The 26,611-nt window shown below is 35.9% G+C and carries 27 protein-coding genes; 14 read left to right on the top strand and 13 right to left on the bottom strand.

Going from position 1 to position 26,611, the window contains the following annotated elements:
- Positions 1-114: 114 nt before the first annotated feature.
- The 3 genes from R2Q77_RS10925 to R2Q77_RS10915 all read right to left on the bottom strand — a co-directional run bounded on the left by R2Q77_RS10925 (position 115) and on the right by R2Q77_RS10915 (position 2,098).
- Entirely contained in the window at positions 115-798 is a 684-nt protein-coding gene (locus R2Q77_RS10925; protein WP_316803771.1) for a cell division ATP-binding protein FtsE, read from the bottom strand.
- Between the two features lies 1 nt (position 799).
- Positions 800-1,003 (bottom strand): fructose-6-phosphate aldolase, encoded by a 204-nt coding sequence (locus R2Q77_RS10920; RefSeq protein WP_131536896.1) that lies wholly within the window; start codon positions 1,001-1,003, stop codon positions 800-802.
- Positions 1,004-1,081: 78 nt separating this feature from the next.
- Positions 1,082-2,098, bottom strand: coding sequence for an acyl-CoA reductase (locus tag R2Q77_RS10915; protein WP_316803770.1), 1,017 nt, complete (start codon positions 2,096-2,098; stop codon positions 1,082-1,084).
- A gap of 78 nt (positions 2,099-2,176) precedes the next feature.
- Between R2Q77_RS10915 and R2Q77_RS10910 the strand changes: the two genes are divergently transcribed.
- The gene (locus R2Q77_RS10910) at positions 2,177-2,527 is read left to right on the top strand and encodes a 4Fe-4S dicluster domain-containing protein (RefSeq protein WP_131536894.1); all 351 of its coding nucleotides are present in this window, start codon (positions 2,177-2,179) and stop codon (positions 2,525-2,527) included.
- A gap of 118 nt (positions 2,528-2,645) precedes the next feature.
- Here the strand turns inward: R2Q77_RS10910 and R2Q77_RS10905 are convergent, their stop codons facing one another.
- Positions 2,646-3,098 carry a universal stress protein gene (locus tag R2Q77_RS10905; protein WP_316803769.1) on the bottom strand — a complete coding sequence of 151 codons (453 nt, stop codon included), beginning with the start codon at positions 3,096-3,098 and terminating at the stop codon, positions 2,646-2,648.
- 109 nt (positions 3,099-3,207) lie between these two features.
- Here R2Q77_RS10905 and R2Q77_RS10900 point away from each other — a divergent pair, with 109 nt between their 5' ends.
- Together R2Q77_RS10900 and R2Q77_RS10895 are read left to right on the top strand one after the other, a co-directional pair.
- On the top strand, positions 3,208-3,987 hold the full coding sequence (locus tag R2Q77_RS10900) for a C40 family peptidase (protein WP_316803768.1): 780 nt from the start codon (positions 3,208-3,210) through the stop codon (positions 3,985-3,987).
- A gap of 32 nt (positions 3,988-4,019) precedes the next feature.
- Complete coding sequence (locus R2Q77_RS10895; RefSeq protein WP_316803767.1) at positions 4,020-4,754, top strand: carboxypeptidase-like regulatory domain-containing protein; 735 nt, start codon at positions 4,020-4,022, stop codon at positions 4,752-4,754.
- Here the strand turns inward: R2Q77_RS10895 and R2Q77_RS10890 are convergent.
- The 9 genes from R2Q77_RS10890 to hisG form a co-directional block, all read right to left on the bottom strand.
- Positions 4,747-5,646, bottom strand: a complete 900-nt coding sequence (locus R2Q77_RS10890; RefSeq protein WP_316803766.1) for a WD40 repeat domain-containing protein — start codon at positions 5,644-5,646, stop codon at positions 4,747-4,749. The genes R2Q77_RS10895 and R2Q77_RS10890 overlap by 8 nt on opposite strands.
- Before the next feature lie 463 nt (positions 5,647-6,109).
- Positions 6,110-6,712: a bifunctional phosphoribosyl-AMP cyclohydrolase/phosphoribosyl-ATP diphosphatase HisIE gene (gene hisIE, locus R2Q77_RS10885; protein ID WP_316803765.1), complete on the bottom strand. Its 603-nt coding sequence runs from the start codon at positions 6,710-6,712 to the stop codon at positions 6,110-6,112.
- 52 nt (positions 6,713-6,764) lie between these two features.
- Positions 6,765-7,520, bottom strand: a complete 756-nt coding sequence (gene hisF, locus R2Q77_RS10880; RefSeq protein WP_316803764.1) for an imidazole glycerol phosphate synthase subunit HisF — start codon at positions 7,518-7,520, stop codon at positions 6,765-6,767.
- Positions 7,521-7,641: 121 nt separating this feature from the next.
- Positions 7,642-8,391 (bottom strand): 1-(5-phosphoribosyl)-5-[(5-phosphoribosylamino)methylideneamino]imidazole-4-carboxamide isomerase, encoded by a 750-nt coding sequence (gene hisA / locus R2Q77_RS10875; RefSeq protein ID WP_316803763.1) that lies wholly within the window; start codon positions 8,389-8,391, stop codon positions 7,642-7,644.
- A 1-nt stretch (position 8,392) separates the two neighbouring features.
- Positions 8,393-8,986 carry an imidazole glycerol phosphate synthase subunit HisH gene (gene hisH, locus R2Q77_RS10870; protein ID WP_316803762.1) on the bottom strand — a complete coding sequence of 198 codons (594 nt, stop codon included), beginning with the start codon at positions 8,984-8,986 and terminating at the stop codon, positions 8,393-8,395.
- 253 nt (positions 8,987-9,239) lie between these two features.
- On the bottom strand, positions 9,240-10,373 hold the full coding sequence (gene hisB, locus R2Q77_RS10865) for a bifunctional histidinol-phosphatase/imidazoleglycerol-phosphate dehydratase HisB (protein ID WP_316803761.1): 1,134 nt from the start codon (positions 10,371-10,373) through the stop codon (positions 9,240-9,242).
- Complete coding sequence (hisC, locus tag R2Q77_RS10860) at positions 10,374-11,414, bottom strand: histidinol-phosphate transaminase (protein WP_316803760.1); 1,041 nt, start codon at positions 11,412-11,414, stop codon at positions 10,374-10,376.
- Between the two features lies 1 nt (position 11,415).
- Positions 11,416-12,699 carry a histidinol dehydrogenase gene (hisD, locus tag R2Q77_RS10855; RefSeq protein ID WP_316803759.1) on the bottom strand — a complete coding sequence of 428 codons (1,284 nt, stop codon included), beginning with the start codon at positions 12,697-12,699 and terminating at the stop codon, positions 11,416-11,418.
- Positions 12,700-12,747: 48 nt separating this feature from the next.
- Entirely contained in the window at positions 12,748-13,599 is an 852-nt protein-coding gene (gene hisG, locus R2Q77_RS10850; protein WP_316803758.1) for an ATP phosphoribosyltransferase, read from the bottom strand.
- A 277-nt stretch (positions 13,600-13,876) separates the two neighbouring features.
- On the opposite strand from hisG, the gene R2Q77_RS10845 reads away from it, so the two are divergent.
- The 11 genes from R2Q77_RS10845 (at position 13,877) to R2Q77_RS10795 (ending at position 26,609) form a co-directional block, all read left to right on the top strand.
- Positions 13,877-15,439: a L,D-transpeptidase family protein gene (locus R2Q77_RS10845; RefSeq protein ID WP_316803757.1), complete on the top strand. Its 1,563-nt coding sequence runs from the start codon at positions 13,877-13,879 to the stop codon at positions 15,437-15,439.
- An 18-nt stretch (positions 15,440-15,457) separates the two neighbouring features.
- Positions 15,458-15,862, top strand: coding sequence for a hypothetical protein (locus R2Q77_RS10840; protein ID WP_316803756.1), 405 nt, complete (start codon positions 15,458-15,460; stop codon positions 15,860-15,862).
- Between the two features lie 71 nt (positions 15,863-15,933).
- Positions 15,934-17,973, top strand: coding sequence for a BatA and WFA domain-containing protein (locus R2Q77_RS10835; RefSeq protein ID WP_316803755.1), 2,040 nt, complete (start codon positions 15,934-15,936; stop codon positions 17,971-17,973).
- A complete protein-coding gene (locus R2Q77_RS10830; protein WP_316803754.1) occupies positions 17,970-19,229 on the top strand; it encodes a dihydroorotase in 1,260 nt (419 codons plus the stop codon). The genes R2Q77_RS10835 and R2Q77_RS10830 overlap by 4 nt, the downstream gene beginning before the upstream one ends.
- 105 nt (positions 19,230-19,334) lie before the next feature.
- Positions 19,335-20,003: a hypothetical protein gene (locus R2Q77_RS10825; protein WP_316803753.1), complete on the top strand. Its 669-nt coding sequence runs from the start codon at positions 19,335-19,337 to the stop codon at positions 20,001-20,003.
- Positions 20,004-20,016: 13 nt separating this feature from the next.
- On the top strand, positions 20,017-20,556 hold the full coding sequence (locus tag R2Q77_RS10820) for a DUF4199 domain-containing protein (RefSeq protein ID WP_316803752.1): 540 nt from the start codon (positions 20,017-20,019) through the stop codon (positions 20,554-20,556).
- 183 nt (positions 20,557-20,739) lie between these two features.
- Positions 20,740-21,690: a glycosyltransferase family 2 protein gene (locus R2Q77_RS10815; RefSeq protein ID WP_316803751.1), complete on the top strand. Its 951-nt coding sequence runs from the start codon at positions 20,740-20,742 to the stop codon at positions 21,688-21,690.
- A gap of 64 nt (positions 21,691-21,754) precedes the next feature.
- Positions 21,755-22,723, top strand: a complete 969-nt coding sequence (locus tag R2Q77_RS10810) for a glycosyltransferase (protein WP_316803750.1) — start codon at positions 21,755-21,757, stop codon at positions 22,721-22,723.
- Positions 22,720-23,508, top strand: a complete 789-nt coding sequence (locus R2Q77_RS10805; RefSeq protein WP_316803749.1) for a hypothetical protein — start codon at positions 22,720-22,722, stop codon at positions 23,506-23,508. The genes R2Q77_RS10810 and R2Q77_RS10805 overlap by 4 nt, the downstream gene beginning before the upstream one ends.
- Before the next feature lie 50 nt (positions 23,509-23,558).
- Complete coding sequence (locus R2Q77_RS10800) at positions 23,559-25,058, top strand: GH3 auxin-responsive promoter family protein (protein WP_316803748.1); 1,500 nt, start codon at positions 23,559-23,561, stop codon at positions 25,056-25,058.
- Between the two features lie 390 nt (positions 25,059-25,448).
- Positions 25,449-26,609 carry a 1-deoxy-D-xylulose-5-phosphate reductoisomerase gene (locus R2Q77_RS10795; RefSeq protein WP_316803747.1) on the top strand — a complete coding sequence of 387 codons (1,161 nt, stop codon included), beginning with the start codon at positions 25,449-25,451 and terminating at the stop codon, positions 26,607-26,609.
- Positions 26,610-26,611 lie beyond the last annotated feature (2 nt).

Here is a 26,611-nt window from a genome sequence, read left to right as displayed (position 1 = left end):
ATTTTTTTCTGTTAATCTCAACAATTTTGCCATAAACGGAAATCAGCCAAGCTGTCAGTTTTATTTAAAATTAACTGAACAGATTGGCTGATTAGCTGACGGATGTCAGGCGTTTTATGCTATTTGTGCGTCTTCATGTACAATACCATTATCGCATTTTATAATGCGTGATGGATATGTTCTGATGATGTGATAATCGTGTGTTGCCATTAAAACAGCAGTTCCATTCTGGCTGATTTGCTTTAAAAGGGTCACAATCTCCGAAGAGGTTTCAGGATCAAGATTTCCTGTAGGCTCATCGGCTAAAATAATCTCCGGATCATTTAATAAAGCCCTTGCAATAACAATACGCTGCTGTTCTCCACCGGAAATTTCATGTGGCATTTTCTTTATTTTAGAACGCAGGCCTACTTTATCCAAAACATCTTTAATGCGTTCATTTATCAGTTTCTCATCTTTCCATCCTGTAGCCCTTAAAACAAATTCAAGGTTTTTTTCAATGGTACGGTCGGTTAATAACTGGAAATCCTGAAATACAACCCCAAGTTTACGACGTAAAAAAGGAACTTGTTTTTCGGTCAGGTTTTTAAGATCAAAACCGGCAATATCACCATTACCATTACCAATGTGTAAATCGCCATATAAAATTTTGAGTAAACTACTTTTTCCCGATCCGGTTTGCCCAATTAAGAACACAAACTCGCCTTTTTCTACATGTAGATTTACGTTTGAGAGTACCAGGTGTTTCTGTTGAAATACATCAACATTGCTTAAATGAATTACTGCGTTTTCTGCCATTTTATATTTCTAATTTAGCAATCTGCCCAAAAGGCAAATCTTTTACCATTTGCATAATGTATTCCAGTTTGTCTCCAAGTCCTAATTTATCCAAAGATTTATCAGGTCTGTCTACCCTGAAATAAGCCAGCAAAGTAAATTTATCATCTCTCAGCTGAACATAGTCAGGTATTTTGGCGATGCCTTTAACTTTAATGATATACATTGTGTCCAAAAATAGCATTTCCAATCGATAAGCGAAAGCAAGCGCGCTTTTTTATCTGATTGCTTGATGGGTAATATATTAATTTAACTGGTTTAAAAAATCTATTGTATTTACATTATCTGCATAATCCCAAAGTTTTGGATGCTGGCTTTCTCCAAAATTAAAAGTATGCATGTTTAAATCAGCCTTTGTAATTACGCATTGGATCTGTTCTTCTTTATCTTTTAAAATTGTTTCTACCGCTTCAAGATGCTGATATTCCTCGTAAAATAAAACAGCTAAAGGAGAAGTTAAACTATCATCTTCCTTTAAAAGCAGAAAACCGTTGTCAAAATGTTTTGCCGCATTTACCAGGTAAATAGATTTATTATAGTCGTAATTATTATTGTATTTAAAGTGGTTAATAATGGGCTGGTAATTTTCAATGCCTTCGTAGAAATTTGCAATATCATAACCGGCAGGAAAATATAATTTAGAAACATTTCTGCAACCCAATCCAAAATAATCAAATATATCAGCCCCCAGGTTCTGTATATCCTCTTTGGTTTCATTCCCGGTTAAAACGGCTACACTGTTTCTGTTTTTTCTGATAATGTTAGGCACTTTGCTGAAATAGTAATCAAAATACCGGGAAGAGTTGTTGCTTCCGGTAGCAATAACGGCATCAAAATCTTTCAGTCTTTCTACATATTGTATTTTATCTTCGAAAGCAGGTTCTATTTTAAGCAACTCTGCCAGCACTGTTTTTAAAAGTTTATCATCTGAAGATGACAATTTAATCAAAGCAATATTTCCTGTGGCCAAAACACATAAAACATCATGAAATCCTACCATAGGGATGTTTCCGGCAAGAATTAAACCCACTTTTTTAGAAGATGCTGTGAAATTTACAGACTTAAACCAGGCATCTATATCCACCTCATTTAACATTTCTGAAAAGGATAAAATTGATTTTTTTACATTATCCGTAGTAAACCATGCATTGCTGTTTTGAGCGGCAAAAATTGTATTTTCCAGTACATCAGTAGGATTAGAAAGTAAAGTGCCCAGCTTTTTAAAGGCATTTATTACTTTATCATGTGTTAGTGCTGACATATTTAGAATTATTATTAAGTGATTATGTATTATATTTGCATCGCAAAGGTAAACTAAGCAAAAGAATTAGACGATAACATGGCGATTAAAATAACAGATGAGTGTATAAATTGTGGGGCTTGCGAACCGGAATGTCCTAACAACGCAATTTACGATGCCGGTACTGCATGGCGTTTTTCTGATGGAACGAATTTAGAAGGTATCATTGATTTTGGTAATCAGCAGATTGAGGCTGATGCAACACAGGAAGCAGTTTCTGATGAAGTGTATTATATAGTATCAGATAAGTGTACAGAATGTAAAGGCTTTCATGATGAACCACAATGTGCTGCGGTTTGTCCGGTAGATTGTTGTGTAGATGATGAAGATATCCGTGAAACAGAAGAAGAATTATTAGCTAAGAAAGCCTGGTTACATCAGGAAGGTTAATAAGCTATTGTAGAAGTACAAAAAATATAATTAAAGTCCTGATGAATGTCAGGACTTTTTTAGTTTAAATAAGTCTATTATTATTGTTAATTGGAGCAAATCCAAGTTTTTAATTTAATTAATCAACATCACATTTATTAGGAATAATTAAAACAGGACAAGCTGATTTTCTTGCAACGTGTTCAGCAACGCTGCCCATTAAAAAATGATATAAACCCGTCCGTCCGTAAGTACCAATTACGATTAAGTCAGAACCCCATTCATCAGATTGTTGAATAATGCCATGTGCTGCGGTGTCTACAACACTTAAATAGGCTGTTTTTATGCCTTTGCCATATTTAGATTCCATTTCTTTTAATAACAAATGGCTGTTTTCTTCACTATTATCATAAGTTTCCAAAAAAACAGGCGCTAAAGTTAAATCCGGATTTACATTTGCAGGCACTGGTTCTACAATATTAACCAGGGCTACTTCAGCACCAAATCTTTCAGCCATATCATAGCCCGCCTTAGCAGCTTTTTCTGAGCAGGTACTATTGTCAACAGCGATTAATATTTTCTTAAAGTTCATGGTTTGCAGGTTTAAATGTAATTATCATAAAAATAACAATTTTAAGCCTAAAATGTTAGGCTGTTAAGGGAATTTATTAGTTTTACGAAACATTCACTGGTAATATTTAATGGAAAATCAATACGGCATTTGCAGGGTAGCTGTTGCGCCTTTAAGAGCAGATGCATCAGATAGAGCAGAAATTGTTTCGCAGTTATTATTTGGCGAGCATGTAGAAATTATTCAGAAAGAAGAACGTTGGTGGCTGGTTCAAAACGGCTATGATGGCTATGAAGGCTGGCTGGATTTTAGACAATTAGCGCCAATTTCTCAAAATGAATTTGCTGATATGCACGACTGTAAATTCTATGCGCCATTAAATTTTAATAATGTACTTACAAGTGAGGATGGGAGTTTGTATCATTTGAGCCCTGGTAGTAATCTTCCATTTTATAATAACGGATATTGCTTTGCCGGAGCAGAGCGGTTTAAGTTAAATTTTGAACCACATTCATCAGTTAATTTTAATACCGAGATTATTTCTGTTTCGAAATTTTTCCAAAACATTCCTTATTTATGGGGCGGGCGGAATTTATTCGGTTTAGATTGTTCTGGTTTTGTTCAGTTGGTTTTTAAGTTGTTGGGTATTAAATTAAGAAGAGATGCTTCACAACAAGCGGAACAAGGCGAATTGGTTGGCTTTTTAGCAGAATGTAAACCTGGTGATGTTGCTTTTTTTGATAATGAAGAGGGTAAGATTACGCATGTTGGCATTATGCTAAACAATAGCGAAATTATCCATTCCTCTGCAAAAGTGCGCATAGATCCAATTGATGATCAGGGTATTTTTAATAAAGAACTAGGAAAATATACGCACAAGCTTAGAATTATAAAACGTTTTGTGGAATAATATGCTTTGTTGCATCTATTAATAAAATGCTTATGAAACCTCAGTTTAAAATAATAATTCCAGAATCCTGCAATGAGAGATGGAATGATATGACTGCTAATGAAGCGGGGAGGTTTTGTGATTCATGCCAGAAATCTGTTATCGATTTTACAGGATTTAATGATCAGGATCTAAGAAACTGGTTTATAGAAAATCAAGGAAAAGGTTGCGGAAGATTTAGACCAGAGCAATTGGGGCGATTCGTTGATCCGGAAATTTCTACAAGAAAATTTAGGCCGGGTTTAATCGCAGCATCAATATTCACTTTGCTAAGCTTTTCTAAATTGAGCGAAGCCAGGGCTGTTGAAAAACCTTCATTTTACCAAAATAATCAAAAACTTAATTTTAAGTTAAAAAATTTAAATAACCAACCCGCTACCGATTCTTTAAGGTTAATAAAAGGGAAAATTATTGATAAGGATGATAAGTCGGCTTTACCTGGCGTTAGTATTTCTTTGGGAGGAACAGATTATCGTACAACGACCAATTCTACTGGAGAATTTCTGATCAGAGTTCCCGCAGATTTTAATAAAAATGAGTGCTCAATTACCATAAATTATATTGGCTATAAATCAATGACTTCATCAATTAATTTATTGCAAGCTGATTCAATAAACCTCGAACTATGCGCAAGTACGGAAATGCTTGGTGGTGCACAGATTATGTATGTGCGAAATCCTTCAATTTGGGAACGACTAAGGCAATTGTTCAGTAAAAAAGTCAAATGATCAATTCCCAAATCATAATCTTGCGATCGTCTCCAGTGGAAATTAGGTATTTACCATCATTTGACCAGATTATTTTGTTAATGGAGTGAGTATGGCCAATTCCGGATTTTTCTAAGCTTAGGATTTTATATAATTTAAAATTTTCTGCATCCCATAACTTAATGCTTTTATCCTGACTGCTTGTAGCAAAATAGGGTAACGTTGGATGGAAAACAATATCGTAAATGGTAAACATGTGCGCAGGAATGGTTTCCTTAAGTCCGTAATCTGGTAGCCCCCAGATTTTCAACTGTGCGTCCCTGCTGCCCGAAATCAGGTACTTTCCTGCTGGATGGTAAGCTAAAGAAGTTACAGGTAAAGAGTGTCCTTCTAATTTTTGCTTTAAACTGTAATCTGAAAGATTATAAATCCTAATCAGGTGATCCTTACATCCAAAAGCTATTTCAGTTTCGTCTGGTGATATGGCAATGGTTCTAACGGTATCGTAGGCCGCTTGAAACCGGTAAATTTCTTTGTAGCCATCTAAAGACCAAATCGCAACTGTTCCATCCTCGCCAGTCGTAATCAATTCATTTTTAGACTGAACTGTTTTAATATCGAAAATGGGTTTTAAGTGTGCATTGATCCTAACAATAATTTCTTCTCTTTCTAAATCGTAAACACTAAATGCACCACTTCGTTCGCCTATAAATAGTTGGTTTTTATAATAATGTAAGCAATAAACAGAGCTTTGTACGGGCATTTTAACCTTTACAAAAGCCATCTTTTCCAATGACCATTCTACTATTCCCTTATCGTTTCCGGCGCTATAAAAAACATCTTTATGATTTGAACTACATAAAGCATATACTGGGTTTTGATGACCGGAAAAGGTTTGTAAGTGTTTAAGCATTTTTCGTCTTAGTTCTTAGATCGAATTTAAATTCAATATATTTTTGTTTGCCCTGAAAGCAATAATAAATTGAAAAATTATTGAAAAGTCTAAAATCTGTTTTATTACTATTAAAAAAAATGGAGGGCCAAAGATTATGGCGTTGTTAGAATATATTCCAATTATTAATTGAAATGTTAAGAATGTGGAAATGATAGAGAAAAAAACATTTAAAAAACCAATATAGATATGCCACTTTTCAAATCTTAGATTATTTTTAATAAAATGGAATAAAGTAATCCAATTAAAAAAAAGAGCTGGAACCATTAAAGCCAAATCAAGATAATTTCCATTACTCTTTAAAATAGCAATGAATATTATACCTAAAAAAAGATTTAAATAACTAATATATTTAAGCATGTTCTTATAATTTAATAAGGTCAAATTAGCAAGCGTCTTGTTATCTATCGCTTAGATTTTTTCTTTATTTGTGTCTTTTCTCAAGATTTTTAGCAATATCTTGGATAGATAAACCTTTTTCTTTTAACAAGAATAATAAGTGAAAAACAAGATCTGAGGCCTCGCCAATAAGCTCTTCTTCTGTTTCGGCTAATGCAGCAATTACAGTTTCAACACCTTCTTCTCCAACTTTTTGCGCAATTTTATTCAAGCCCTTTTTACGCATTTTATTTATATACGAACCCTCAACCGGATGCTCATAACGATCTGCAATGATGTTTTCCAGTTCGAAAATAAAATTTTGATTAAAGTCTGTTTTAAAACAACTTCTGCTACCCGTATGGCACGTTGGGCCTACTGCCTCAGCTTTTATCAGGATGGTGTCGTTATCGCAGTCTACATACGCATCCTTTACATAAAGAAAGTTATTGCTGGTTTCTCCCTTCGTCCAGAGGCGATTTTTAGAGCGCGAAAAAAAAGTTACCTTTCCTTCGACCTGTGTTTTGTCTAAGGCTTCAGCATTCATATAGCCGAGCATTAAAACCTCTAAAGTTTTATAGTCCTGAATAATTACAGGAAGTAAACCGCCTGTTTTATCCCAGTCAAGGGATGATGTATTGATGTTCATTTTTATGATATTACCGTCATTGGCTTCGTGCCTTGCAATGACGAGTGTATTATTAAATCCTTACCGGAATGTTATTTCTTTTTAATTCCTGTTTTAAATCAGGGATTAATATTTCTCCGTAATGAAAAACTGATGCAGCCAAAGCCGCATCAACATTTGCTTTCTGAAAAACTTCTGTAAAGTGATCCATGCTTCCGGCTCCTCCAGATGCAATAATCGGGATGTTGATTATGCTGTTAATTTTCCCCAATAATCCACAATCGAATCCCGCTTTCGTCCCGTCATGATCCATTGAGGTTAAGAGAATTTCACCTGCGCCCAAATCTTCGGCCTGTTTAATCCAGTTTTCGGTTTCCAGCTCAGTAATTAGTCTTCCTCCATTTAGGTGAACCATATTTTTACCATTCACATATTTGGTATCTACAGCTAAAACAACAAACTGAACACCAAATGCCCTTGCCAATTCTTCAATCAATTTAGGATTTCTAACAGCCGCCGAGTTAATACTAATTTTATCAGCTCCGGCATTTAGTAAAGCCTCGGCATCGGCGATTTCAGAAATTCCACCACCGATGGTAAAAGGAATATTTAATTGTCGTGCTACCGATTTAACCATTTCAATCATGGTTTTGCGGCGTTCGTGCGTAGCGGTAATGTCTAAAAAAACCAACTCATCGGCACCTTGCTGTGCATATTGGGCCGCCAGCTCCACCGGATCGCCGGCATCACGCAGATCGACAAAGTTTACGCCTTTAACGGTACGGCCATCTTTAACATCCAGGCATGGGATTATTCTTTTTGAAAGCATGTTTTTGTTTGGTTTTCGTCATTTCGAAGTCTGAAGCAATTTTAATGCTTTAGTTTTAGGCGGTTGTCAGCATAACGATCGCTTAGGGCAATGAGTTAAAATTATTTTTAATATTTTCGTTCTAAATCGAACTCAAAGCTTTCAAATTCCACTCTTTAATTTCTTCGATGGTAATACGGTCTTCATAAATTGCTTTTCCAACCACTACACTTCTAATTGGGAACTTCGCCAGTTCATAAATATCATCCATAGAACTTACACCTCCTGATGCAATTAATTTTATCATTGGAGAATGTTCAAGCAGTTTTTTATACAATTCAATGGCTGCACCACCTAATTTCCCATCCTTACTAATGTCGGTACATAAGAAACGGAAGAAACCAAGAGAAAGGCATTTATCCACATAATCCATTAATTTTATTGGAGAGCTTTCCATCCAGCCTGAATATTTTATTACCTCATCTAAAACATCGATAGCGATAACAATACGATTTGCGTAGTTATCTTTTTTAGCAAAAGCTTCGCTCAACTGTTCTAAAAATTCAGGATTGGTAATGGCCTGCGTTCCCACAATTACACGGTGAATCCCTGCGTCAAGTAAATTGGTAACTTGTTCAATGGTACGGATTCCGCCGCCATACTGCACCTTCATTTCGGTTTTCTTAATGATTTCAAAAAGTGATTTCTGATTGCTGAAATCACCTTTTGCACCATTTAAATCAATAATGTGAATAAAATCTGTGCCGTTGGAGCGGTATCTTTCAATCATTTCTGCGATAGAGACGTCGTACTCTGTCTTTTGGTTGTAATCGCCTTCACGCAGACGGACAACTTTTCCATCCAAAATATCAATAGCAGGTATTATGTACATTTTATAAGCTTAAGTTTGAAAAATTTTTTAATATCAATTCGCCGGCTTTTCCTGATTTCTCAGGGTGAAACTGAACGCCATAAAAATTATCTTTTTGTATTGCTGCAGAAAACTTTAATCCATAATCGGCAGATGCGATGTCAAAAATAGGGTTATATTCAATAAAGTAAGAATGTACAAAGTAAAATTGTTCATTATTTTCAATCCCCTTAAATAACGAATTATCAGCTGGTTGTATCGCATTCCAGCCCATATGTGGGATTTTGATATTCAATGCTTTATCAAATTTTTTAGTCTTTACAGGAATTATATCTAAAAGCGCAGAATTACCTTCTTCCGAATGTTCGGTAATAAGCTGCATACCTACACATATCCCTAATACCGGTTTGTTTAAATTCTTAATGGCCTCAATCAAACCTGTTCCTTTAAGTTTTTCCATTGCTGCCCCTGCATGGCCAACCCCCGGAATGATAATATGGCTATACTTTTTCAAGTCATTTTCCGTATTTACCATACCATAAGCAATGTTTAAACGCTCAAGTGCGGCCGCTAAAGAAAAAATATTGCCCGCTCCGTAATTTACTATTCCAATCATATTTAATGGTTCAGCTTCTTTTTTATTTGAATTTGAAAATGAAAGCCAGTTTTCATGGCTGCTGTGGTCCCGCTATTTGTTACAAGTTTTTATCTTCTGTTGTGTTAAGGTAAGAAGCATCGGTTCCATCGTTGCAGATGCTTCGTGCCTCAGCCTAACAGTTTTTCAAGGTTGCAGCAAAGAAAAACTTTCCACTACTATCGGGTTTATTTAACATCGTTTGTACATCAAAACCCTCAGCCTTCAAGCTTTCTTATAACATTCCCTTTGTACTCGGTAAAACCATTTTCTCTGCATCACGTTTTATCGCCATCTTTATTGCTTTCGCAAAAGCTTTAAAAATAGCCTCAATTTTATGATGCTCGTTATGGCCCTCTGCCTTAACATTCAGGTTACACTTTGCCGCGTCGCTAAAGGACTTGAAAAAGTGATAAAACATCTCTGTAGGTACGTCACCAACTTTTTCACGTTTAAATTCGGCTTCCCAAACAATCCAGTTCCTACCTCCAAAATCAATAGCAACCTGTGCCAGGCAATCGTCCATTGGCAGGCAAAAACCATACCGCTCTATTCCCAGCTTATTGCCTAAACCTTTAGCAAAAGCTTCGCCTAAGGCTATTCCAGTATCTTCAATTGTGTGGTGTTCATCAATATGGAGGTCGCCTTTGGCAATTATTTCTAAATCTATACTTCCATGTCTGGCAATTTGATCCAGCATGTGGTCAAAAAAGTTTAAACCTGTTTCAATCTTAGCTTTTCCTGTCCCGTCTAAATCCAGGTTAACGGTAATATCCGTTTCATTTGTTTTGCGTACATGGTTAATTTTTCGGCTTCCGGCTTTTAACAAATTGTAGATATCTTCCCATTTCTTGGTTTCCAAAATAATTACATCCAGCAATGTCTCATGTTTGTCTAACGCCTCCGTTGAACCCAGGGCATCATTCTGGCGAAGGAAAATTGCTTTGGCACCGAGGTTTTTTGCTAAAACCACATCATTTAACCGATCACCAATCACAAAAGAATTTTTCAAATCATAATCTTCTCCAAAATATTTTGTTAAAAGTGCGGTTCCCGGTTTACGGGTAGGGGCATTATCTTTTGCAAAAGTCCGGTCAATAATCACCTCATCAAAATGTACACCTTCACCTTCAAAAGTGTTGAGGATAAAATTGTGTATCGGCCAAAAATTTTCTTCAGGATTTGAAGGTGTCCCCAATCCATCCTGATTGGTTACCATCACCAATTCGTAATCCAATTCGGATGCGATTTTAGAAAGATAGTACAATGCCCTTGGATAAAACTGTAGCTTCGCAAAGCTATCTACCTGCTCATCTTCCGGTTCAATATCTAACGTTCCGTCACGATCAATAAATAATACTTTTTTCATTTATAAATTTCTTAAAACGTTTAATAATTTGTCATTTTCTTCTTTGGTCCCAACTGTAATTCTCAGGCATCCTTCGCAAAGGGTAACTTTAGAACGGTCGCGAACGATGATTCCTTTTTCCACTAAAACATTGTAAATTTTAAGTGCATCTTTTACCTCAGTTAAAATAAAATTTGCATCAGATGGGTACACCTTATTTACAATTTCAAGTGCGGTTAAATCTTTAGATAAACGTTCGCGTTCGGCTACAGATTCCTTAATCCAATTGTTTACTTGTGCAATATTTTTTAGTGCTTCAAAAGCTAAGTCTTGCGTAGCTTGATTGATGTTGTAAGGTGGCTTTATTTTGTTTAAAACATCGATCACTTTTGTAGATGAAAATGCCATGCCCAGGCGTAAAGCCGCAAGCCCCCAGGCTTTAGAAAAAGTTTGCAAAATAACCAGGTTTCCGTACTCCGTTAACTCCTGAATAAAGGTCTTTTGTCTGGCGTAATTTATGTAGGCTTCATCAATCACAACGATGCCTTTAAAGTTGGCTAAAATGGTTTCAATATCGGTGCGGTTTATTGAATTTCCGGTTGGATTATTTGGCGAGCAAATGAAAATTATTTTGGTGTTTTTGTCTATCGTTTCTGCAATTTTTTCAAGGTCTAACTGGAAGTTTGGAAGCAGGTTTACTTTGCGGATTTCTACATCATTTATGTTAGCCGAAACTTCGTACATTCCATAAGTTGGCGGCAGAATAATTACGTTGTCTTTCCCCGGGTTACAGAAGGCGCGGTATAATAAATCTATAGCTTCATCGCTCCCATTTCCAAGAAAAGTATTTTCAATCGGTACACCTTTTATTTTGCTGATTGCATCTTTCAAATCCAATTGTAAAGGATCAGGATAGCGGTTGTAATTTGCAGGCAAAGGAGAGCCATAACTGTTCTCGTTTGCATCTAAAAATACAGATGCCTGGCCTTTAAATTCGTCCCTCGCCGTAGAGTAGGGGCGTAGGTTCTTAATGTTTTCTCTTACTAAATCGTTAATATCCATCTTATAACTCTTCTAATCTAATCGTAATTGCATTTTTATGTGCTTGCAAGCCTTCGGCCGCTGCAAGAATTTCTACTGTTGGTCCAATATTCTTTAAACCAGCACCAGATAAATGCTGAAAGGTGATTTTTTTAATAAATGCATCCAGCGAAACGCCCGAATAGGCCTTTGCAAAGCCACTTGTTGGTAAAGTGTGGTTGGTTCCTGATGCGTAATCCCCTGCACTTTCAGGTGTTAAGTTGCCCAGAAACACAGATCCGGCATTAACAATTTGTGGTATAAGGCTTTCAAAATCATTTGTTGCCATAATTAAGTGCTCAGGGGCGTATTCATTGGAAAAAGCCATTGCAGCATCTAAATTATCCACTAAAACAGCATAAGAATTTTGTATTGCTTTTACAGCAATCTCTTTTCTGGGTAGTTTATCTATTTGTTTTTCAATCTCTTTTAATGTATCTTCTATTGTTTTAATAGAGTTTGAAACTAAAATTGCCTGACTATCAGTGCCATGTTCTGCTTGCGCAAGTAAGTCAGCCGCCACAAATGACGGAATGGCAGTCTCATCTGCTACAACTAAAACCTCCGATGGGCCTGCAGGCATATCTATAGCGGTAGTATTCTGTACCATTGTTTTGGCTGTAGTTACGTAGCGGTTTCCCGGGCCAAAAATTTTATAAACCTTAGGTACCGTCTCTGTTCCATAGGCCATTGCAGCTACGGCTTGCGCACCACCAATCAGATAAATTTTTTCGATACCCAGAAGCAAGGCACAGTAGGCTAAATAGCAATTTGTTTTGCCATCGCTTTGCGGCGGAGAACAGACCACAATTTCAGTACAGCCCGCAATAATCGCAGGTGTTGCAAGCATTAAAAAAGTACTTGGCAAAACGGCCGTTCCTCCGGGAATGTAAAGCCCAACTTTTTCTATGGCACGAGCCTCCCGCCAGCACATAACGCCAGGCATGGTCTCAATTTTATCTTCTGTTTTAGATTGTGCATGATGAAAGGTTTTGATGTTTTGATAAGCAATATCAATTGCATTTTTTGCATCATCCGGAATTGTAGAAGCAATTTCTTTAAGGGCTTCTACATCTAAAAATAGTTTATTTAAATCAACTTTATCAAATGTGCTTGCGAAGTTTAAGAGGGCTTTATCTCCCTCTTTTTTAACCGAATTTATGATCGAAAAAACACGTTCTTCAATCAGTTTATCGTCTTCAATTTGTCTCGAACACAGTTCTTCAATTTTTGATTTAGATAAATCTCTATAATTGTAGATTTTCAATGTTTTATGTTTTTAAATTAACTAATAGTTAATGTTGTTTTAGGTCGTTTATGTGATTATTTTCTCAATTGGCATCACTAAAATACCTTCAGCACCTGCGGCTTTAAGACTATTGATTTTGTCCCAAAAATCTTCCTCTGCAATTACAGAATGTACAGCAACCCAGTTCTCTTCAAATAGCGGAACAATGGTTGGACTTTTAACACCTGGCAATAAATCGACAACTTTTTGGAGGTTATCTTTTGATACGTTTAGTACTACATATTTGTTTGATTTTGCGCTGAGTACCGAACGGATTCTTTGCAGCAATTCGGCAACTTCCGGATTGTCTGAAATGGATTTATTTCCAATCAAAACAGCTTCAGATTGCATTACATCTGCAAAGGGTTTTAGTCCGTTGCTTTTCAATGTTCCGCCAGTGGAAACGATGTCGAAAATGGCATCACTTAAACCTAATCCCGGGCCAATTTCTACGGACCCGGAAATGGTTCTGATGTCTGAATTTATCCCTTTTGATTTTAAGAAATTTTCTAAGATTACCGGATAGGATGTAGCGATTGCTTTGCCATTTAATTCTTCCAGTTTTGAGATGCTGCTTGTGGCCTGGACAGCGATTTTTAACGTGCATTTTCCGAAGCCTAATTTTTGCAGATAAGCTACCTCTGCCTGCGCTTCTGTAATTACGTTTTCACCAACAATTCCAAGGTCGGCAATTCCGTCCTGAACGTATTCCGGAATGTCGTCGTCCCGAAGAAAAAGTATCTCCAAAGGAAAGTTGGTAACCGTTGATATTAAAGAGCTTTTATAATTCTCGAAAGATAAGCCACAGTTTTTTAAAATTTCTACAGATTTTTCGTTTAGCCTACCCGATTTCTGGATAGCGATTTTAAGTGTTTTCAAAGTATTGAATATAGAGTGAACAGGAAATTATTTTACGGAAAAAAAGTTTTGAAGTACAAAACAAACATATCATATCGCCTATCGGCGATGGTGTAAATGTAAGTGATGGTTCAAAATTAAGTTCATAAAATTATTTGTGCCTGTATCAATACTTTAGCTGATAAGCAAGGGCAAATATAAAGATACAATTGATAAAACAAAAAATTATGGCACTTAATTTGCCCTTTATTGATTTTTTAACATAATATCCCGGTTTTCACCTAAATTATAGTACATCTTGAAAAATTTTCGCTTTCTGATTATACCTCTTATTTTAACATTTGCTGCCTGTAACTGGTTTAAAACACCTCCTGAAATCGGTAAAGCCTTATCTGAGCATTTTAAAAATAAAATGTATAAAGACTTTGATACTGTAGCGTATGACAGTGTTTTTGTAAGAACAATGGACAGCTTATCTGCTGGTTTTGCCAATCCTAAATTGATGAAAGCTTTTTATGCCGCTAATAATTCTACGCCGCATATGGTGACCAAATTTTATATTAATGGTGGATTAGATTCATTAGAAGCCTATTTACAAAACAGTAAAATACATGGCTTTAATCCAAAAATATTTGGAACAGAAGAGATAAAAAGTTTACTCGACGAATTAAATGCCAATAACTTTAAGAAAGTTGAGGAAAGTTATCCGGTAATTGCAAAACTGGAGCTTTTATCTGCTAATGCTTACCTTAATTATTTTAACTACTTAAATTACGGAATTGTAAATCCCAGAAACATATTTTCGAGGTATTATATCAAAGTAAAAAGGCCGGATAGTTTATCCATTTCAGGGCTCTTAAACAGTGCGAATATTTTAGATAGTTTAAAGGCAGTTCAACCAAAATCGATTCAGTACAAAGCATTACAAAAAGCATATCTAAATGCTACAGCTGAAGATGAAAAAAGGATTCTTTTGTTAAACATGGAACGCTTTCGCTGGAAGCTTCCTGAAACTGGCGACAGTTATGTTCAGGTAAACATTCCCGACTTTAAATTAACCTGGTTAAATAAGCTTGATACTGTAATTTCTATGAAGGTTTGTGTTGGTGGAAAACGCGAGGCAGGTTACGAAGAAAAGATGAAGGCTTTTGCTAAATCGGGGAACCTGGATGATAAGCCGAAGAACCATGAAACGCCAATGCTTTTTAGCAAAATAAATTCTATACAGGCCAATCCAATATGGAATATTCCGGTTAGTATTGCACAAAGTGAAATTTATTGGATGGCCAGAAAAGATCCGTATTATTTATCAAACAGTAACATTAAAGTTTACTACAAGGATAAATTAATTAACGAACCAGATACGATTAACTGGAATAAATATTCGAGAGATAAATTGCCTTTTAAATTTAAACAAGGCTCTGGCGGGGGAAATGCACTGGGCAAATTCAAGTTTATTTTTGATAACAGTTCCAGTATTTATTTGCACGATACCAATAATAAAAATGGCTTCAATTTATCCAACCGTGCCATTAGCCATGGTTGTGTACGGATAGAAAAACCTTTACAATTTGCTGAGCTGCTTGTGAAAGATCCATACACCTACGATAAATTAAGGGCTGAAGTTGATTTACCACCTGTTGACAGTACGCATATGAAGTGGTATAAAAAACGCATGGCACAAAAAGCAGATACTTTAAATGCATTTCAATTAAAACCAGCGTGGTTCGGTCCTAAAAAAGCAGTTCCATTAATTATTACGTATATAACTGCCTGGTCTCAAGATGATAAAATTCAATATCGCCCTGATGTTTACGGAATGGATGATAAATTGTGGGTAGCTATGAAGAAATTTAGATAGAAGCCGTAGATTTGCAAAATGCAGGAAAAACCAACTTTCAATCATCAGGCCGATATTGTTAACAGTGCGATTAGATTTATCAATTCGTGGTTTAAGCAATCTAAAACAATTACTGATGAGTTAAGTGATTTCTTTATTCTTCCTGGAAACAAAATAATGGGCAGAGATGTTATTATCGCCAGATTGAAAGGGATTTTTGGCAAATCCGATGAATATGTGGGCGGCCGGTTCGATATTATTGATTCAAATTTTGAAATTTATGGTGAAGGGAAGGGAATAGGCTTTGTAGAAGGCGTTGCCGGCTTTAGAGCTGTAGTGAAAAAACAATCGAAAATTGTAAGCGGACCTTTCAAACTTTATTTCGGATTACAAAACGGTAGCTGGAAGATTGTAAATATCGAATTTCCGGGTTTTGCGTATTGATTGTAGGAATATCATGATTTGTTTGAATTGAAATTCGCTACTTTCCATAATTTTTCTATCTTTGGTTTTTAATGAATTTCCTTTATCCGGGCTTTCTTTTTGCACTACTAACGGTTGCCATTCCGGTTATTATCCATTTATTCAATTTCAGGAAATTTAAAAGAGTTTATTTCTCCAATGTTCAGCTTTTAAAGGAAGTAGAACAACAAAATTCATCAAAAGAGAAATTAAAAAATCTGCTTATTCTGCTTTGCCGGATATTAGCGATTGTGTTTTTGGTTTTAGCATTTGCCCAGCCTTATATTCCATCTAACGATAAAAAAACAAGCACACTAAATAATGTGGTAAGCATTTATGTTGATAATTCTTACAGCATGGAAGCCATCAATAAAGATGGGAATTTGCTCGATGAAGCTAAGAGAAGAGCAAAAGAGCTGGTAAAGGGATTTGGATTGAATGATCGTTTTCAGCTTTTAACAAATGATTTTGAAGGGAAACATCAGCGATTGCTTAATGCTGAAGAGTTTTTGAAGGCGCTTGATGATGTTAAAATATCGGCCGCTAACCGAAATCTGCAGCAAATTATCAACCGTCAGCAAAATGTTTTAACTGGTCCTATCAATAAATACGCTTTTCTGATCTCCGATTTTCAAAAAAATATTTCCAGCCAGAAAAACCTTCAGACTAAACCTGATGTACAGTTTGCCTTTATGAAATTAAATGCAACTACATTACCAAATGTTGCAGTAGATAGTATCTGGACACTTTCTCCCAACCACCAGCCCGGAGCGGGCGAGAAATTGGTGGTTCAGATTCGGAATTATTCTGATGAAGATGCAAAAAATATTCCCTTAAAACTTACTTTAAATAACCAGCAAAAAGGGCTGAGTTCAGTTACCATTCCAGCTGGAAAGGTAAAAAAAGATACCTTGAACTTTTCGGGCTTAAAATCGGGCTGGCAGAAGGGCATAGTTAGCATTAAAGATTTTCCGGTAACCTTTGACGATACTCTATCTTTTAGTTTTAAAGTAGAACAAAACCTTCCGGTGCTTGCTGTAAACGGAGCAGTTGAAGGAAACTACATTAAGGCGCTATTTACGGCTGATCCTTACTTTAAATTAACCGAAAATACCGAAAGTAATGTAAATTACAACAACTTTGGCGGGTATGGCTTAATTGTATTAAACGGACTTACGGACCCTTCAAGTGGTTTGGCGCAACAAATTAAAACCTATGTAAACAATGGCGGTACGGTGGTTTTATTTCCCGATTTGGACGCTGATATTAAAAACTACAACTTATTTTTAAGTGCATTGTCTTTACCTCAAATCCAGGCTTTAAATGCAAATACCATCCGGGTAGATCAAATAGATTTACAACACCCGATATTTAAAACTGTATTTGAAGAAGTGCCCAAAAATTTAGATTTGCCTGAAATTAACCGATATTTCTCCTTTATCGAAAATAACAGCCAAAACAAAGAAAACATTCTCCAGCTCCCTGGGAATAAGTTGTTTTTTGCAAAATTTAATATTGGCGGGGGGCAGGTTTATGTATGTGCTTCCGGATTAAACGCTAAAGACAGCAATTTTGCACATCATCCTGTTTTTGTTCCTTTAATGTATCGTTTGGCAACCAGCGGAGGTTTAGAACAACCTTTGTATTATACCATCGGGCAAGATAATGCGTTACAAAGCCAAAAAATTACCTTGGCAAAAAACCAAAGCCTAAAACTTACTGCCCTTCATTTTGAGGCGATTCCGGAATTGCGCCAGGCCAATGGAAAAACTCTAATTTATGTAGCAGACCAGGTTAAAGCGCCAGGCTTTTACAATTTGAAGCAGGCAGACTCTACCTTATCAGTTTACAGTTTTAACAATAGCCGTTCAGAATCAGATATGCACTACTTAAGCAAGACTGATTTGGAGAATATGGCAGGAAAAAACAATTTGAAAATATTTGATACCGATAAAGATGCTGTTAAATTAATTTCGGGCGAGAACAAAATCGGACAATCTTTATGGAAACTTTGTCTAATTTTGTCGCTGATTTTTATTGCAGCAGAAATTTTGCTCATCCGATTTTTGAATAACCCTAAAAAAACAATATGAATCTCTTAGTTAAGAATGCCAATATTATTGATTCGCAAAGTAAATTCGATAAAAAACGTAGCGATATTAGAATTAAAGATGGTAAAATTGTTAGCATTGGCCATTTAACTGCCGAAAAAAATGAAATTGAATTTGATGCAGCAGGAGCCTTCTTAACCCCCGGTTTTTTTGATTTAAATTGTGTGGCGGGTGATCCGGGTTTCGAAACTAAAGAAGATATATATACCCTTACGGCCGCTGCAAAAGCAGGAGGTTTTACCGGTTTAGCACTTTTACCACAAGCAAGCCCGGTGGTACAATCCAAATCGCAGGTAGAATACATCCTCAATAAAGCTAAAAATAACCTGGTAGATGTTTTGCCTATTGGGGCAATTAGTCAAAACCGAGAAGCAAAAGAATTGGCTGAGTTATTTGATATGCAACAAGCAGGAGCAGTGGCATTCTCTGATGGAGATAAAGCTTTGCAGGATGATGGCTTTATGAGCCGTGCACTTCAATATGCAAAAGGTTTTGATGCTTTGCTGATGGTTTATCCCGAAAATAAATCAATTGCAGGCAAAGCCCAGGTTAATGAAAGTAAAACCAGCGTGCTTTTGGGTATGAAGGGTTTACCTGCTTTAGCTGAGGAAATGCACATTGCCCGCGATATTTTTTTGGCCGCTTATAATGAAACCAAAATCCACATCAGCAACATCTCTACTGCAGGTTCAGTTGCATTAATCCGCAAGGCGAAAAAAGATGGCATAAAAATAACCTGTGATGTAACTGCACATCATTTAGTGTTTACCGAAGAGCTTTTAAACGATTTTGACAGTAATTATAAAGTAAAACCACCATTAAGGGGCAAAGCCGATGTTAAAGCTTTAATTGCTGGTTTAAAAGACGGAACAATAGATGCCATTACCTCGCAACACCGGCCGGAAGAAATTGAGTTTAAAAATGTAGAGTTTGAAATTGCACATTATGGCATTATTGCTTTGCAAACCGTTTTACCATTACTTTTAAAAGCAGGTTTAGATCCATCACTCATTGCCGAAAAATTAGCGGTTAACCCACGGAAATTGCTAAATTTAAATGTTCCGGTAATTGAAGAAGGTGCAGAAGCCAACTTTACGGTCTTTGCAGCAGATCAGAAATGGTTATATACAACAACCAATAACTATTCAAAATCTGCTAATTCGCCACTGCTGGGTACTGAATTAAGCGGTAAAGTAACATTGGTTTACAACAACAATCAATATCAAATTAATAACTAATGTCATCCAAAAGGGATCAAAAACCCCGGCTGATAAAATAATGGAAATAATTATGCGGGGTAATTCCATACTTCAGCATTATGTTTGTAAATAAAAATCCTAATTATGGACAATAGAGTAAAAAAAGCGCTAAGCGCATCAATCAATAAATATGCTGAAATATCAGCTGTTGCATCTGGTACATTCGAAAAAGAATTAATCGCGGCTTTCGAACTGGATGCAAAATTCATGAATAAAGTTGAGGCTTTTGATGAAGTATTTGATTCAAATCCAAAATTTGAAGAATTAAGAGAAGTTTATTTTGATTTGCTTATGGTAAATTTTTTCTCAAGCGATGTTCAGAAATTAGAAGAAGATTATCTGGAAAGTGAGGAATGGGCAAATATCGAAGAAGAAACCATCGATAGGGGAAGCGAGTTGTTAAACCTTTTATTGTACATTAAAGAGTGTCATGATGAGGATTTAGACCCTGAACTAAGCGATTTCTTAAAAGAATTTTTATTGGTTGAGGATGATGAGTTTCAGGATGAATTTGAAATTTATGAAGAGTTGATCAGCAACCAGCAACTGGCAGAAAGTAGTGTGGAAGAAATTTGTAAAACAGCACCAACCTTAAACATCAGTGATGAAATGCAGGAATTATTTGTTCCCTTTATGGTGTTTTTCCTTGATGTAGAAGGCAGCGCAGAAACGACAAAAGAATTAATTCAGTTTAGTGGTAACAAATCGTTCGATGTAGCTACTTATACATTAATAACCACTATTAATAACTAAATTAAACCCTATTATGGAACAACAAATTATCCAGGAAGAAAAAAAACCTAATTTATTGGCTTTTCAGGTTGCTATAGCTTTTGCTTTTTATACACTTGCACTTATATTTATCCTTAACCTTATCGGTATGGGTGCGCAAGGTGTTGATGCTCCGATCTGGCAAAAGGCATTATCCATGATCTTGTCTTATGGTACCTTTATAATTGCTATATATTACGCGCAAAATAAACACAAACAAGATTTAGGCGGCTATGTAACTTATGCCCGGGCATTTTCTACTGGTTTTAAAGTTGCGGCCTATGCAGGTTTGTTTATTGGTTTGTTAATGGTTCTTTATTATAAAGTTATTGATCCTTCTGCGCTTCAGGATATTATTGATATGCAAATTAAAGCTGCCGGAGATAATGAGCAAGCCGTAAAAGGTGTGCAAATGATGAGTAAGTATATGACCCTGATGATTGCATTCGGATCGGCCCTTACCTACACCCTTTTTGGTTTAATCATCAGTTTAATTACGGCGGCTGTTGTAAAAAAAGAACGTCCTTTGTACTAACACAGGTTATTAATAACAAAAACATAAAATTTAAAACGTGTGGGTTTTATCATTTAATTTGATGAAATTTGCACGTTTTTAATAAAATGCTGTTGCTAACAAGACATGGGAAGCAAGCAGGGAGCAATTTTTCCCTACAAATTCCCTCATTGTTCTTCCCCGCAACGGCGGTAATACTCAAAAATGGATATATCAGTTGTAGTACCTTTATATAACGAAGATGAATCTTTGCCCGAATTAACGGCCTGGATTGCTAAAGTAATGAACGAAAATAATTTTAGTTATGAAATTATTTTGGTTGATGACGGCAGTACAGATGCTTCTTGGGAAGTTATTGAAAACCTTCGACTACAAAATAATGCCATAAAAGGAATCAAATTCAGAAGGAATTATGGTAAATCGGCGGCTTTAAATGTTGGTTTTGAAGCCACAGCAGGAGATGTTGTAATTACCATGGATGCTGATTTACAGGATAGTCCTGACGAGATTCCTGAATTGTACCGTCGTATTAAAGAAGAAAAGTTAGACCTGATTTCAGGTTGGAAAAAGAAACGTTACGACCCGATTACGAAAACCATTCCAACAAAATTGTTTAACGCCGCAACCCGCAAAATGAGCGGTATCGAATTAAATGATTTTAACTGCGGATTAAAAGCTTACCGAAGCGATGTGGTTAAAACCATCGAAGTTTATGGCGAAATGCATCGTTATATTCCTGTAATTGCAAAATGGGCTGGTTTTAGTAAAATAGCCGAACAGGTTGTTGAACATAGAGCCCGTAAATATGGCACCACCAAATTTGGGTTCAGTAGATTTATAAATGGCTTTTTAGATTTACTTTCTATTTTCTTTGTCGGTAAATTTGGAAAACGCCCCATGCACTTTTTTGGTTCATTAGGCGTGTTAAGCTTCCTGATTGGAACATTTATAGCCATCTGGATGATTGGTGAAAAACTATACCATATTGCGGCGCACATTGCCTATAGAAGAGAAATTACAGATCAACCTTTGTTTTATATTGCGCTGGTTGCCATTGTAGTTGGCTCGCAAATGTTTTTAACAGGTTTTGTTGCCGAATTGGTTACCCGAAATGCACCAGAAAGAAATCAGTATTTAATAGAGAAAAGGGTATAAGCCAGGGGTTTAAGGTTTTATGCCTCATCCAAACGCCATCATCCTCAATCTTCAATTTTAAAACATGTTTTTCTCCATCATAATTCCACTTTATAACCGTCCACAGGAAATTGACGAATTACTGAACACTTTAACCAAGCAAACCTATTTACAGTTTGAGGTTTTGGTGATTGAAGATGGATCAAAAAACGATGCCAAAGAAATTGTGCAACGTTATGCAAATAAGCTTGATATAAAATATTTCTTTAAAGAAAATGCAGGGCAGGGTTTTGCCCGCAATTTTGGCTTTGAAAGGGCTACAGGTGATTATTTTGTTATTTTCGACTCCGATTGTTTAATTCCGTCAGAATACCTGGAAACTGTAAAAAACTATTTATACGAACATCACCTGGATGCTTATGGCGGCCCGGATGCCGCACATGATAGCTTTACTCCAGTACAAAAAGCCATAAGCTACGCCATGACTTCGCCATTTACAACTGGAGGAATCAGGGGCAATGCCAAGCACATTGGCCAGTTTCATCCCCGCAGTTTTAATATGGGAGTTTCACGCCAGGTTTGGGAAAAAGTTGGTGGTTTTATTTTAACCCGTTTGGGCGAAGATATTGAATACAGTATTCGCATCCATGAGAACGGTTTCAAAATTGGTTTAATTCCTGAAGCCAAAGTATATCATAAAAGGAGAACAAGTTTTAGCCAGTTTTATAAGCAATTACATTTTTTTGGCCGGGCAAGGATCAATATTTATAAACATTTTCCATCACAACTAAAATTTGTGCATTTTTTTCCTGCGGCTTTTACTTTAGGGTTTGCATTTACCCTTCTATGTAACCTGTTTTACTGGCCATTAGCCGTTATTTGCAATTTCTTTGTCCTTATTTACTTTTTGTTAATATTTTTTCACTCCTGGTCGGTAAATAAATCTTTAAAAGTTGCATTTTTGAGCATTATTTCTTCATTTATCCAATTAACCGCTTATGGTTTAGGATTTATGCAGGATTTAATTAAAAGAGTGCTATTAAAACAACAATGATCAGTTATCTAAAAGAAAGTACATTTGCCGTTAACGAAGTAATTCGTAAGGCCTGGGGCATTACCAAAAAGCATTATTTCTCTATAGCTACGCTATGTTTTTTAATGTTTATTACGGCGAGTGCATCAAGTTTAATGGCTTTTTTTATTAAAGACGTAAGTAAGGTATTAAGTGTTTTAATGGTGTTTATCTTTATTATGCTGTATTTTACCATCAACCTTTCATTGTTTAAATATATTTTCCATTTGATGGACGATGAGCAGGGTGATGTGAAAATTGTAGATACATTACCAACAAGACAACAAATTATTAGGTTTTTAGTGGCCACATTATATTTTATTGGTTGCATATTTGGAGTTTACCTGATTGTTATTTTGGTTGCATTTCCTTTTATTTACACCGGCATTAATTTAGAAATCGTTAAAAATGTTGCCATTTCAGTTGGTATTATTGCTATTTTTATTACCTGGTTAAGAATTTCGTTCTTCCCTTTTTTTATCATTGATAAAAATGCAAAGCCTTTTGAATCTATAAAATTAAGTTTAGCCACTACAAAAGGAAATTTCACAAAAATACTTTTGCTTCTTGTAATTTTAGGTGGCGGATACCTGATCTACCTATTGTTAAATTATTTGCAATGGCCGCTGGTGGCTTTTATTGTAAACATATTAAGTTCATTTATCATTGTTCCATTATCATCTGTAGCTTTAACGGTTGTGTACCGCAAGTTAATGGATGAGTATAAAGGCGATGAACATCCGGATATTTTACATAATATTGTTTAATAGAAAATAATATTCTATCAGGCAATGATCTAAAATTTAATTATTAATATATGGGATTAAAAGCAGCATTAAGTAAACCATTTGCAGCATTTGCAGTTAGGCAAATTAATAAGTGGAAATATAATGCCGTTGAAACTCAGCATAGAATCCTTCAAAAATTAATTAAAAGTGCGTCAGCAACTGCATTTGGGAAAGACCATCATTTTGAGGGCATAAAAACATACGCAGACTTTAAAAAGCAGGTTCCTATTCGTGATTACGAGGATTTAAAACCTTATGTAGATCGTGTGGTTGCAGGCGAAGAAAATGTTTTATGGAAAGGGAAACCACTTTATTTTGCAAAAACGTCCGGTACAACTTCAGGGGTTAAATATATTCCGCTTTCTAAAGAATCCATGCCTGAACATATTAAGGCTGCCAGAAATGCCATTTTAACTTATATTCATGAAACAGGTAAAACGGAATTTGTGAATGGGAAAATGATTTTTTTACAAGGTAGTCCTATTTTAACCGAAAAGCATGGGGTTAACATTGGGCGTCTTTCAGGAATTGTTGCCCATCATGTACCGGCTTATCTGCAAAAAAACCGCCTGCCATCTTATCAAACTAATTGTATAGAAGATTGGGAAGAAAAGGTTGATGCTATTGTAGAGGAAACGATGCACGAAAACATGACCTTAATTTCGGGTATTCCTCCATGGGTTCAAATGTATTTCGATAAGCTTTCTGAAAAAAACAAAGGGAAGAAGATTTCGGAAATTTTTAAAAACTTTAGTTTGTTTATTTACGGCGGTGTAAATTTTGAGCCTTACCGGGCAAAAATAGAACAGAGTATTGGCAAAAAGATCGACTCTATCGAAACCTACCCCGCTTCAGAAGGTTTTATTGCTTATCAGGATGCTCAAAAAGATAAGGGTTTACTTTTACTGGCGGATGCGGGTATTTTTTACGAATTTATACCTGCAGATGAATATTATAACGATAATCCAACAAGGTTATCATTGGGTGAAATAGAACTGGAGACCAATTATGCGTTGATTATGAACACCAATGCGGGGCTTTGGGGTTACAGCATAGGCGATACCATTAAATTTGTTTCCAAAAATCCATATAAAATTATGGTTTCGGGGCGCATTAAACACTTTATTTCGGCTTTTGGGGAACATGTTATTGGCGAAGAAGTGGAACATGCACTTTTAAGTGTCGCCAACGATGAAAATATTGAAATTACAGAGTTTACCGTAGCGCCACAAATTAACCCTAAAGATGATGCTTTGCCGTACCACGAGTGGTTTATAGAGTTTTCATCCTTACCAAAAGATTTAAGTGCATTTAGTAAAAAGGTTGATGAAGCTTTGCAAAAGAAAAATATTTACTATTTTGACCTTATTGAGGGGCGTATTTTACAGCCACTTATTATTCGTGCCTTAAAGAAAGATGCTTTCGTAAATTATATGAGAAGTGAAGGTAAACTGGGTGGACAGAATAAAGTACCAAGGTTAAGTAATGATCGGAAATTGGCGGATGAATTAGGGAAGTATATGGTTTAATCACGTCATTGCCCGGAAAATTTATTAGGCCGGATTAAAGTAGAACGTAGAAACATTGCTTAGGCATAGTTGGGTGGAAAAGCCTAAATTTAATGTAATGATTAAGGGGTTTGGCTTTAATAAGCATTTGAATGTTTGCTTTGCAGGCTAAACCAGATGGAAGTGAAAATACTTTTTTATTGCAGCAAACCAATGAATAAATTGTCATGCTGAGGCACGAAGCATCTGCAAACGATGAAACAGATGCTTTAATTTTCATCATTACAGTAGTTAAAAAAGATTGAAACGTACAGCGGGACTTTCGGAGCCGAGAAGCACTAATTTGCTTTTCGAAATAAAGAAAACCAACATTAAAATTTATTTCCTTTAAGGAGCATTTATTAAAAAGAATTGAAAAACATTATAATATTAGGTTCTACAGGTAGCATAGGTACACAGGCGCTCGATGTTGTTCGGGATAACCCTGCAATCTTTAAAGTCTCTGTATTATCAGCATTAAAAAATTCAGAATTACTTATCCAACAGGCAAAAGAATTTAAGCCTGAGGTTGTCGTAATCTGCGATGAAAGCAAATATCTTGAAGTTAAAAGTGCTTTAAGCTCTTTTGATATTAAAGTCTTAGCAGGAGAGGATGCCCTTACAGAAGTTGCAGTTTACCCAAAAGGTGAAATTGTACTTACTGCTTTAATGGGCTCTGTAGGTTTAAAACCGACCATTTCTGCAATCAGGGCTGGTAAAAACATCGCTTTAGCCAATAAAGAAACCTTAGTTGTTGCGGGAGAACTGGTAACCCGACTGGCGGCAGAACATCAGGTAAAAATCTTTCCGGTAGATTCAGAACATTCGGCTATTTTTCAGTGTTTGGCAGGAGAGGAGCAGAATGAAATTGAGAAAATTTACCTTACTGCCTCAGGAGGCCCTTTTTTAGGGAAAAACAAGGATTTTCTTGCTACGGTTAAAAAAGAACAAGCCTTAAAACATCCTAATTGGGTAATGGGTGCAAAAATAACCATTGATTCGGCTTCACTAATGAATAAAGGGTTAGAAGTAATCGAAGCCAAATGGCTTTTTAACCTTGATGTAGCGCAAATTGATGTAATTGTGCATCCACAGTCGATTGTACATTCTATTGTTCAATTTACAGATGGCTCTATGAAGGCGCAAATGGGCGTTCCGGATATGAAATTGCCCATTCAATATGCTTTAACTTATCCAAACAGGCTAAAAAACAATTTTAAGCGTTTTAACTTTCTGGATTATCCAAACTTTAGCTTTCAAAAAGCCGACCAACAAACCTTTAGAAATTTAGATTTAGCCTTTAAATCTCTAAAAAAAGGTGGTAATATGCCCTGTATTTTAAATGCAGCTAATGAAATTGTAGTCGAAGCATTTTTAAAAGATAAAATAGGTTTCCTTGAAATGAGTGATGTAATACAGCAGTGTATGGAAGAAATTGAATTTTTAGAGAAACCGCAATTGAGTGATTATTTAGAAACTGACAAACATAGCCGTATCTTAGCGGCACAATTAGTAACAAAAAGTATAGTTTAACA

Source organism: Pedobacter nototheniae, from assembly GCF_032678625.1.
GTDB lineage: Bacteria > Bacteroidota > Bacteroidia > Sphingobacteriales > Sphingobacteriaceae > Pedobacter > Pedobacter nototheniae_A.
The sequence above is the reverse complement of the archived record's forward strand: the minus strand, read 5'-3'. Positions and strand labels throughout refer to the sequence as shown.

Coding starts and splice junctions, on each gene's coding strand:
- R2Q77_RS10800 (WP_316803748.1), top strand. CDS start 23,559: ATGGGATTAAAAGCAGCATTAAGTAAACCATTTGCAGCATTTGCAGTT.
- R2Q77_RS10920 (WP_131536896.1), bottom strand. CDS start 1,003: ATGTATATCATTAAAGTTAAAGGCATCGCCAAAATACCTGACTATGTT.
- R2Q77_RS10830 (WP_316803754.1), top strand. CDS start 17,970: ATGAATCTCTTAGTTAAGAATGCCAATATTATTGATTCGCAAAGTAAA.
- hisIE (WP_316803765.1), bottom strand. CDS start 6,712: ATGAACATCAATACATCATCCCTTGACTGGGATAAAACAGGCGGTTTA.
- R2Q77_RS10925 (WP_316803771.1), bottom strand. CDS start 798: ATGGCAGAAAACGCAGTAATTCATTTAAGCAATGTTGATGTATTTCAA.
- R2Q77_RS10825 (WP_316803753.1), top strand. CDS start 19,335: ATGGACAATAGAGTAAAAAAAGCGCTAAGCGCATCAATCAATAAATAT.
- hisH (WP_316803762.1), bottom strand. CDS start 8,986: ATGATTGGAATAGTAAATTACGGAGCGGGCAATATTTTTTCTTTAGCG.
- R2Q77_RS10835 (WP_316803755.1), top strand. CDS start 15,934: ATGAATTTCCTTTATCCGGGCTTTCTTTTTGCACTACTAACGGTTGCC.
- hisB (WP_316803761.1), bottom strand. CDS start 10,373: ATGAAAAAAGTATTATTTATTGATCGTGACGGAACGTTAGATATTGAA.
- R2Q77_RS10820 (WP_316803752.1), top strand. CDS start 20,017: ATGGAACAACAAATTATCCAGGAAGAAAAAAAACCTAATTTATTGGCT.
- R2Q77_RS10840 (WP_316803756.1), top strand. CDS start 15,458: ATGCAGGAAAAACCAACTTTCAATCATCAGGCCGATATTGTTAACAGT.
- hisA (WP_316803763.1), bottom strand. CDS start 8,391: ATGTACATAATACCTGCTATTGATATTTTGGATGGAAAAGTTGTCCGT.
- hisC (WP_316803760.1), bottom strand. CDS start 11,414: ATGGATATTAACGATTTAGTAAGAGAAAACATTAAGAACCTACGCCCC.
- R2Q77_RS10900 (WP_316803768.1), top strand. CDS start 3,208: ATGGAAAATCAATACGGCATTTGCAGGGTAGCTGTTGCGCCTTTAAGA.
- R2Q77_RS10815 (WP_316803751.1), top strand. CDS start 20,740: ATGGATATATCAGTTGTAGTACCTTTATATAACGAAGATGAATCTTTG.
- R2Q77_RS10910 (WP_131536894.1), top strand. CDS start 2,177: ATGGCGATTAAAATAACAGATGAGTGTATAAATTGTGGGGCTTGCGAA.
- R2Q77_RS10805 (WP_316803749.1), top strand. CDS start 22,720: ATGATCAGTTATCTAAAAGAAAGTACATTTGCCGTTAACGAAGTAATT.
- R2Q77_RS10810 (WP_316803750.1), top strand. CDS start 21,755: ATGTTTTTCTCCATCATAATTCCACTTTATAACCGTCCACAGGAAATT.
- R2Q77_RS10915 (WP_316803770.1), bottom strand. CDS start 2,098: ATGTCAGCACTAACACATGATAAAGTAATAAATGCCTTTAAAAAGCTG.
- R2Q77_RS10895 (WP_316803767.1), top strand. CDS start 4,020: ATGAAACCTCAGTTTAAAATAATAATTCCAGAATCCTGCAATGAGAGA.
- R2Q77_RS10905 (WP_316803769.1), bottom strand. CDS start 3,098: ATGAACTTTAAGAAAATATTAATCGCTGTTGACAATAGTACCTGCTCA.
- R2Q77_RS10890 (WP_316803766.1), bottom strand. CDS start 5,646: ATGCTTAAACACTTACAAACCTTTTCCGGTCATCAAAACCCAGTATAT.
- hisF (WP_316803764.1), bottom strand. CDS start 7,520: ATGCTTTCAAAAAGAATAATCCCATGCCTGGATGTTAAAGATGGCCGT.